This is a genomic window from Paenibacillus sp. P4_A7, from assembly GCF_056402455.1.
The window spans coordinates 1-9,280 of the sequence record NZ_JBFUHJ010000202.1 but is presented as its reverse complement, the minus strand read 5'-3'; the positions used below and the strand labels follow the sequence as shown (position 1 = coordinate 9,280).

8 protein-coding genes are annotated in these 9,280 nt (G+C 42.7%); 2 read left to right on the top strand and 6 right to left on the bottom strand.

The window, feature by feature from the left end; translation table 11 throughout:
- Positions 1-26 precede the first annotated feature (26 nt).
- The 4 genes from AC1DWN_RS20585 to AC1DWN_RS20570 form a co-directional block, all read right to left on the bottom strand.
- Entirely contained in the window at positions 27-269 is a 243-nt protein-coding gene (locus tag AC1DWN_RS20585) for an HPr family phosphocarrier protein (RefSeq protein ID WP_477560776.1), read from the bottom strand.
- Positions 270-372: 103 nt separating this feature from the next.
- The gene (locus AC1DWN_RS20580; protein ID WP_477560775.1) at positions 373-1,488 is read right to left on the bottom strand and encodes an aminopeptidase; all 1,116 of its coding nucleotides are present in this window, start codon (positions 1,486-1,488) and stop codon (positions 373-375) included.
- A gap of 59 nt (positions 1,489-1,547) precedes the next feature.
- Complete coding sequence (locus AC1DWN_RS20575; RefSeq protein ID WP_477560774.1) at positions 1,548-2,258, bottom strand: hypothetical protein; 711 nt, start codon at positions 2,256-2,258, stop codon at positions 1,548-1,550.
- Between the two features lie 143 nt (positions 2,259-2,401).
- Entirely contained in the window at positions 2,402-4,345 is a 1,944-nt protein-coding gene (locus tag AC1DWN_RS20570) for a sensor domain-containing diguanylate cyclase (RefSeq protein ID WP_477560773.1), read from the bottom strand.
- Between the two features lie 363 nt (positions 4,346-4,708).
- Between AC1DWN_RS20570 and rpsD the strand changes: the two genes are divergently transcribed.
- Positions 4,709-5,311, top strand: a complete 603-nt coding sequence (gene rpsD / locus AC1DWN_RS20565) for a 30S ribosomal protein S4 (RefSeq protein ID WP_477560778.1) — start codon at positions 4,709-4,711, stop codon at positions 5,309-5,311.
- Positions 5,312-5,374: 63 nt separating this feature from the next.
- Here the strand turns inward: rpsD and AC1DWN_RS20560 are convergent, their stop codons facing one another.
- Together AC1DWN_RS20560 and AC1DWN_RS20555 are read right to left on the bottom strand one after the other, a co-directional pair.
- On the bottom strand, positions 5,375-6,895 hold the full coding sequence (locus AC1DWN_RS20560; protein ID WP_477560777.1) for a flotillin family protein: 1,521 nt from the start codon (positions 6,893-6,895) through the stop codon (positions 5,375-5,377).
- A 131-nt stretch (positions 6,896-7,026) separates the two neighbouring features.
- Positions 7,027-7,557: an NfeD family membrane protein gene (locus AC1DWN_RS20555; protein WP_477560772.1), complete on the bottom strand. Its 531-nt coding sequence runs from the start codon at positions 7,555-7,557 to the stop codon at positions 7,027-7,029.
- A 251-nt stretch (positions 7,558-7,808) separates the two neighbouring features.
- On the opposite strand from AC1DWN_RS20555, the gene AC1DWN_RS20550 reads away from it, so the two are divergent.
- A partial coding sequence (locus AC1DWN_RS20550; protein WP_477560771.1) for a transglycosylase domain-containing protein occupies positions 7,809-9,280 on the top strand: 1,472 nt, incomplete at its 3' end.

Here is a 9,280-nt window from a genome sequence, read left to right as displayed (position 1 = left end):
GTGCTCTTTCATAAATTCATGATCTACTATTCAGTAATAACTGTAACGTTAAGGTTATGTTTAGCGAATACTTCAGCCATAGCCGTTTTTGCTTCTTGTGCGTCAGGACCGTGAACATGGAGCTCATAAGCATGTCCACCGATTAGTGTAGTGAACAGACCAAGAATACTTTTTACATCAATATATTTGCTTTCGGCTTGTAGTACGATAGAAGAAGTGAATTGGCTAGCCGTTTGTGAAATTTCTACGATAGCTGCATTGTTTGACATGGGATATCCCTCCAGTTTTTTGAGTGAAGCTTAGCTTTGTCATCATGATAACCCGAAACGTAACATCCAGCAAGAGGAAATATTAAAAACGCTTCATTTTCAATTATTTCAAGTTCTCGGAATTTAATGCTTCTAGCTCAGGAATTACAAAAATTCCATCTTTTCGAATAAGAACATCGTCAAAATAGATTTCTCCCCCGCCATATTCCGGACGTTGAATAAGTACTAAATCCCAGTGAACGGAAGAACGATTACCATTATCTGTTTCTTCATAAGCTTGACCAGGAGTGAAATGCAAGCTTCCAGCAATCTTCTCATCAAACAAAATATCGTTCATCGGATGTAAAATATGCGGATTAAAACCGATCGCAAATTCACCAATATAACGTGAGCCTTCATCCATATCTAAAATTTCGTTAAGCTTTGCAGTGTCATTGCTTTCCGCTTTAACAATTTTGCCATTCTCGAATGTGAAAGAAATATTTTGGAACGTCACTCCCGAATAAACGCTTGGCGCGTTGTATGTGATTGTTCCTTGAACAGAATCACGTACAGGGGCCGAGAACACCTCGCCATCAGGAATGTTACGGTGACCGGAGCATTTTTTTGCGCCAATTCCTTTTATCGAAAAGGATAGATCCGTTCCCGGGGATACAATTCGAACGCGGTCCGTTCTACTCATTAAAGCTTGAAGCGGATCCATTGCTCTATCCATTTTGGCATAATCTAAATTACAAACGTCGAAGTAGAAGTCCTCAAACGCCTCCGTGCTCATATTGGCAAGCTGCGCCATTGAAGAGTTCGGATAACGCAATACTACCCACTTTGTCTTCTTAACACGCTGCTCCATATGTACCGGATTTCTGTAAATTTGCTCGTATAATCGCATATTAGCATCAGGAACGCCCGCAAGCTCGTTCACGTTTTCTCCTGCTCGAATTCCAATGTAGCCTTGCATATTTTTCATCCGCTCCAAATCAAGCGCTGACCACAGCTCCATTTGCTCCTTGGATGCGTGTTTAAGCAAGGTACGTAGTACGGTTCGATCACTCGTCTCTACGAACGGTCTTCCTCCACGTTTCGCCACCTCTTCAATTATACATTTGACAAGCTCACGTTCTGAGCCAATCATATCGATTAATACATTTTCTCCAGGCTGAATGTCAATAGAGTATTGAACTAAATTTTTTGCCAACTTCTCTAATCTAGGATCGCGCATTTGTATTCCTCTCCTTTAACTCTCTTTGGCTTACTATTTAATCGTAACATGATCAAACTCTATTGAACAGTATGGCTCGAAGAGCCATCAAAGGATTGAAAGCGAACAGCCGCATGCCTCTCCTCCGATAGCATTTGCTTGCCATGCTTATAGTTAAAGATCGTCTTCTCGTCCATTTTTAACGGCAAGAGCCGATTTCTATCAATAACTAGCTCGTAAATGGTCATTACTTGCATAGATGAGAGCATCTCGTCTAGCTGCTTCCTAGAACGTGTAAGCTCACGCTCCCACTCTTCCTTATACTGCCCTTCTTCAAGGGGGCTATTTAACGCCAATTGGTCGACCTGCTGTATAAGCAGCTTCTCCCATCTGCGTTTAGAGACAGATTCTTCTTCAGTGATTAGTAAAGTCACCGTTTCTGTATTAACCGTCTCGTTTGCAACAACCACCTTTTTATTCTCACGATTTAACGCTTCTAGCACCTGTACAGGATTCCAATGCAGCGGCTCCTGACTGGCTGTCTGGACAGTTAATTGCTTATGGTCTATTACCTTACCTTCAAATGTCTCTGGCTTCTGCACCGCGCCTCCAGCAGCCTTAACGCTTAGTGAACCGGTAAACTCATATTGATCCATTGCCGCCAGTCCTGAGTAAGCTAGCGAGAGCCATTTCTCCGGCGTTCTTCGATCAGTCATATTACCGCAGCTGCACAGCATTGTCAAAGTGATCACTGCCATTCCAAACCTTATCGTTGATTGTCTAGGTTTCACTTACATTCCTCCTGTGTGTCCAGTCTTTGTTTTATCGTCCCCTTCCTCACCCGTTCTTTATTCCAATATGCACGTAAAAAGAAAAGGACATCGCATTTGATGTCCCCTTCATTTTCAATAAATCAAGTTAATATTTCATAACGCTACTCTTTACCAACAAAGATGCAATTTCTTCCGTTGTTTTTCGCCTCGTAAAGCGCCATGTCAGCTCGATAGAATAACGATTCCACACTAATCTTCTCATGCTCGAACGTCCATTCTGACACACCGCATGATACGGTTACAACGGGATCCGTTTCTTTCTCTACATCCATTCTAATACGTTCCGCAATACGATAAGCTTGTTCGACTCGAATACCTGGCAAATAAACCGCCAATTCCTCGCCACCCCATCGAGCAGCAATGTCTTCTAGTCTGATCGATGCCCGAATAATTTGACTAACCTGAATCAAAATGCGATCTCCAACCTGATGCCCATATGAATCATTCACTCGTTTAAAGTAATCAATATCTACCAATATTAGTGAACCAAAAGGATCTTTGCGTTGACGATTCTGAATTTGTTCATTCAAGTAATGACGAGCATGTAATCCAGTCAGATTATCGGTTATAACCATTCTTCTCACTTCAGCATGCAAGGAGGCATTCGTAACCGCTAGCCCAATATGCGTGCTCATGACCTGCAGCAGCTTGTAATTATCATACGAGAAGTAATTAGGCGTTTTGTGCGTAACGAGAATGACACCTACAGCTTCTTCATCGACTATGATTGGTGCTGCAATTAATGATCGAGAACCCGTATTATCCATTAGCTTAGATGTTACGACTCGCGCATTCCAATAATCAGATATTATTAAAGGCTCCTTTGTCCGGTAAACCATTCCACAGAAGCCATACTCTGGCGTAAATTCCTCACTCATTAAAGATGAAAAATTGCTGGACATCACAACAAATTGGTTTTTGTCCTTATTCAATTGTAATACGCAACAATAGTCAGCATCAAATATAGTCAAAAGCTCGCTAGTTGCAAATTGAAATATTTCTTTCAACTTAAGTGATTGATTTAATCGCTTTGTAAGCTCATTAATTAATCGAAGCTCATTGATAAGTAAATTCGATTGCTCATATAACTTGGCATTTTCGAAAGCAGAACCCGCAGTATCTGCTAAAAGCAAAAAAACGGGTAAATTTGCTTCATCCCAGTTTTCAGGATCAATTGACATGCAGAGCACCCCGTAAGCAGCCTGTTTGCCTGTCATTGGTACGGCTAGACGAATCGTACCATCATGCTCTTTCTCTGATACCGATTTACCATTCAAGAATGCTCTTGCTACAAGATCATTCTCAACGTTTTTAAACACAAGCGGCTTCACTCGAGGATCTCCATTCAAATGATCCTGAGACAAGTACAGATGRACTTCTGAGTTTGGATACAGTTGCTCAAGACTGTGCAGCAATTCAGAAAGCAATGAAGTTACGTCGTTATGATCAAAAAGACGTTTGGCTGCATGAAACAGAGCATCTCTTCGTGATGCTTCCTTCTCCGTCCGTCGCTCTTGAATCAATAGGTCTTTCACATACAGTTGTTCATAGTTACGATAAAAGAAACTGCGATAATGAAGAGCGCAAATTTGCAACTGCTCTGTAAAGTTATCTGCTCGTGCATAAGTTAAGTATACGAGAACGCAAAATACAGCTTGGTCCTTCCGCCTTCGGACAGGCACCGCTGACGCGATCATACTATTATTTTCATAAGAGTTGGACATCCCAAAGCTTAGCACCGATGGCACTATTTCATGAAGAACAGCATCGCGCTCATGGTCCTGCAAATTCGCTGCCTGCCCTGCTGACGCTATTTCGCTTCCATCTTTATTAATTAAAATAAACTGTCCCATCTCGAACATTGCCAGTTCAGCAGCTTCAATCGCCCATAGATTAAAACTATCCAACAATAAAGCCGACAGCAAAGACTCGTCCGCATCACGAATGTCTTCATTAGTAAACCAAATCGATTGTATTTCATCCGATGTTTTCATAACTGTTGACGTTTCAGGATGTGTAAGATCGCTATTCATTCGATCAACCATGCAGCTCCCAACCCTTCCATCTATAAATCAAGGAGATGAGCCTATATTCTTCAACCAATGTTACAAACATCATACTTCATATTTGAGAACTTTGCACTACTTTATCCGCAAAATGTAGGACTTTAGACTCGTATTCTCTATGCTTATTTTTCTCACATACAACTTGACAAGTATGGTGCTTTTCATATAATATTTATTGTTGAATAGATGGGCGTACGGTTTTGTGTCACCCTCATGAAATACGTTCGCTGTAGGCCAGCGGCTGACTAGCTTATCAGGGACGAGCATGCTCGGACATTGAACGTATTCGGCGAAACACAACCCCATTCACAAATTTATTTGATGAAGGAGTTAACAATACTCATGTCACGTTATACAGGACCTAAATTTAAATTAAGCCGCCGCCTTGGAATTTCTCTAAGCGGAACAGGTAAAGAACTTGCAAAACGCCCATTTCCACCAGGTCAACACGGTAATAACCAACGCAGAAAGATCAGTGGTTATGGTCTTCAATTGCAAGAGAAGCAAAAGCTTCGTCACATGTACGGTTTGAACGAAAAACAATTCCGCAACTTATTTGACAAAGCGGCAAAAATGAAAGGTAAAGCCGGTGAAAACTTCATGGGCCTCCTTGAAAGCCGTCTTGACAACCTCGTTTACCGTCTTGGCCTTTCCAACTCACGTGCAGGCGCACGTCAGTTAGTATCTCATGGTCACGTACTTGTAAACGGCAAGAAAGTGGATATCGCTTCTTACAGCGTTTCTCTTGGCGATGTAATCGGATTGCGTGAGCGCAGCCGCAGCCTAAGAACAATTAAAGAAGCTATGGAAGGCCGTCATCACCTTCCGAACTACTTGGAATTCGATGCGACAGCAATGGAAGGTAAATTCCTTCGCATGCCTGATCGCGGCGAGCTTTCCCAAGAAATCGACGAGAAACAAATCGTCGAATTCTACAGCCGTTAATAACAGGAAAACCCTTGAACCTTTTGGTTCAAGGGTTTTTTTACTAGAATAGATTAGAAGAGTTTAGGATAAGTCCGGCAGCTTGGGCGATACAGCCAATATTTCAGGAGCATTACTAGCAGCTACTGGTGTAGGAATCGATCTTGATGTCAAGCCTTTAATTAAAGAGTTCACATCGATTCCCGATACACTCTTGAGCATTTCTGGAGCGGTAGACATAAGTGAAGTGACATAATTGCTTAAGCGAGCCGCCCCTTCACCATTACCTGTGTCAACAACAGTAAGCTTATCAATGTTACCGATAGGAGCGGCTATCTGAGAAGCTAGTTCAGGAAGCATTTTAACGATGATATCAAGTATAGCAGCCTCTCCAAATTTCTCGAACGCCTCGGCGAGTTTCTCCTTTGCTTCCGCTTCTGCTAAACCGCGTAGACGTATAACATCTGCATCGGCCGTACCTTTTGCTCGCTCAGCTTCGGCAACTGCCAAGCCATCCAACCGCTTTTGAGTCGCATGCGCCTTCGCTTCTGCCTCAATTCGGTATTGCAAAGCATCTGCTTCACGAAGCAGCTTCGCTTTATTAGCCTCCGCTGCCTGCTCAACCGCATATCGATCCGCATCGGCTTTCTTCTTCACTTCCGAATCATATTGCTTCTCCCGACGTAAAATCTCTTTCGCCTCGAGATCAATTTCTCGATCCTTACGAACAATTTCGACCTTCATTTGTTCCTCCACTACATTTTGCTTCGCGCGGGCCTCATGAATGGAATACGCCTGATCTGCCTCTGCTCTAGCTGTATCCTGATCACGTTTAAATGACGCAACCTTCATTTCTTTGTCTTTCTCCGCTTCTGCTATGTTCGTGTCACGAAGAAGCTCTGCCTTCTGCCCAGCCTCTGATGCAAGTGCTTTCTGAATTCTAGCATCTCTAATCGCTTCCGCCTCGGCAATTTCCGCATCACGCTTAACAGCGGCAATACGCGGTTTCCCAAGCGCATCTAAGTAACCATGCTTATCACGCAAATCCTTAATCGTGAAAGAAACAATCGATAAACCCATCTTCTTCAAATCCTTAGCCGCAACTCCCTGCACCTCTTGAGCAAATTTATCACGGTTACGGTAAACCTCTTCAACAGTCATCGAGCCAAGAATGGCTCTTAGATGCCCTTCGAGAACCTCCTGCGCCTCACCCTTCAACGCTTCAGTTGGTTTGCCAAGAAACTGTTCAGCCGCTGTAGCAACATCTTCAATAGCACCGCCGATCTTAATAATCGCGACTCCATCTGCCATCACAGGAACACCTTGTTCCGTATAGACCTCTGGAGTAGAAACATCTAACTTATGAGAAAGTAAAGACAGATACTCCGCTTTCTGGAATATAGGAAGAATGAAAGCTCCCCCGCCTCTAATAATTTTCACCTTTCGACCTGAATCATCCGTCAGCGCATTACGGCTTCCAAGAAACGATCCAGTTACAAGCATCGCCTCATCTGGACTAACGGTCTTGAAGCGCGCCCAAAATGCAAGGCCCAACACGATAAAAACACCGACAACAACAATAGGAATAATAAGATATTCTGGMATAGATATTTTTCCTCCCGCCTACCTGTAATAKTTAATAATAAACGACTGTAACCAACTTTTGCAGCAAGTGCCTTCTTCTTCGCGGAAATAGATAAGTGCCTTACTGATTGAAACTTATACATTCATATCAATTAATTAAAACTAACTTCGGATACATAAAGCGTGCTATCTTTTACTTCTACAACAACTACCTGTTTACCGCCTGCAATCGCTACTCCATCGAAACTCGCAGCGATCTGATTCGTAACCCCTGCGCCTACTTTCACCATCACTTCGCCATAGCCGGCAGATGGAATAGGGACGAGAACTTCGGCAAGCATGCCGGATAGGCCTTGCATAGAAAATGCGATTGAATTCTCACTTTGTTCCATTGGCTTAACATACAGAAAAAAAACAGCAACTCCCAAAACGATAGCTATCAGCAGAGCGATAATAATAATAGCTACCGCGCCAAACGCAGAGTATCGAAGAAGTAAAAGTCCTGCTCCTCCGAATACAGTAATACCGCCAACTATTGTAGTAGGCTGAAACCAGGAATGACCCTCGAATGACAAAAAATCGAGCGCTCCGTCCAATGCGACACTAAGCCAGTCTCCAAATAATACGCTTACGAAGGCATACAATATACCACCGATAAGACAGGATAAAAAAAGTGTCTCCAACTTCCTCCTCCTTTCTCATTATCCATCTTTTCCATATGCTTCCGTTATTTAATACGCTAGTAAATGATTAATGTTTCTAAATAATACACATTATGATGCAATTTACTGTTTTAAAGTTGTAGACAGATGTTCCCGAGAAATCTTCTCATGAAACTCCCCCTTCCCTTTGGAAGAACAATTTGTCTTAAATCCTGCTTCCTTAGGTGTTTTATGATATAATAGATCTGCTATTTGGAGGAGGAATCATAAGGATGCAAGAAGATAATCAACCATCAAAGGTCAAACACAGCAATTGGCGTACATTCGGAATTGTAACTTTTATAACTGTAAAATGGATCGTTTTTTTCGGAATTTTCATCGGTTTGCTAGCTGGCGGAGCTGTAACGGGCTACGTTGCTTCACTCGTGAAAAATGAAGAAGTCAGACCGCGTACGATTATTGAAGAAAAGATTAGCGAAAATGCAATAACAGGATATGTCTACTTTAATGATGAATCGTTGGTTGGTCAGCTGCGGACGTCCGAGGATCGTATGATTATTACATATGACGATTTGCCGCCTCAAGTTATTAACGCCGTTCTTGGCATCGAGGATAATAATTTCTTCGAGCACAAAGGTGTCGACATTAACGGACTAGGACGGGCTGTTAAGCAAAAGCTGTTGAACGAAGATACACAAACCGGCGGCAGTACACTGACGCAGCAGCTCGCTCGTCGTGTATTTCTAAGTCTAGACAAGACGGACAGCCGTAAAATAAAAGAAATATTTTTATCCCTTCGCATGGAACGGTATTTAACGAAGGAAGAAATATTAACTGCCTATTTAAACAAGGTTCCTTTCGGAAACGGTTCTAGCGGCTATAATTTATTTGGTATCAAGGCAGCTTCTAAAGGTTTGTTCAACATTACCGATTTAAATAAGCTGAACATTGCCCAATCAGCTTACTTGGCAGGCTTGCCACAGCGTCCTTCCGCCTATACCGCTTTTAATGGCAAGGGTCAATTCAATCAAGAAGGTTTCGACCTTGCTTTACAGCGTCAAAAGACGGTATTAATGCGGATGTTCGAGACTGGTCGCATTACACAGCAAGAGTATGACGAAGCACTTAGCTTCGACATTCGCCAGACGCTCGCAGCGCCAAGCGAGAAGGCCTATACGACCTATCCGTATCTGATGCTTGAGGCAGAGCGTCAGGCTGCGGAGATTTTACTCATGCAGCAAGATCCTACTTTGAAAAAAGAGGATTTGCGCAAGAAAGAAAATGCCGCACTCATCGAAGATGCTCGTGAACAATTACTTCGAGGCGGTTATAAGGTTCACACAACGATTGACAAAGATGTTTATAAGATAATGCGAGAAATTGGCTCTAACGATAAAAACTTTACCGCCTACAGTGAAACAAAAGGGCTGGAGCAAATAGCTGCAATTATGTTGGATCATAAGACGGGAGCTATTGTAGGCATGCTCGAAGGCCGTGACTTCTACGAAGAACAGCTTAACTATGCAACACAAATGACTAGACAGCCTGGTTCAACTATGAAAACCATCGCAGCTTATTTACCAGCAATTGAGCAAGGAATCATTCAACCAGCCAGCATTATCGATGATTCACCTATCGTTCTGAAGGACGGTCAAAAGGGCTTTCATATTCCAATGAATGTGACCAAAAAGTTTCTTGGTCTCGTTACGGCTCGTGAAGCGCTCAATCGTTCACTCAACCTGCC

Excerpts from the sequence above, each read along its gene's own strand:
- AC1DWN_RS20585 (WP_477560776.1), bottom strand. The coding sequence starts at position 269 with ATGTCAAACAATGCAGCTATCGTAGAAATTTCACAAACGGCTAGCCAA.
- AC1DWN_RS20580 (WP_477560775.1), bottom strand. The coding sequence starts at position 1,488 with ATGCGCGATCCTAGATTAGAGAAGTTGGCAAAAAATTTAGTTCAATAC.
- rpsD (WP_477560778.1), top strand. The coding sequence starts at position 4,709 with ATGTCACGTTATACAGGACCTAAATTTAAATTAAGCCGCCGCCTTGGA.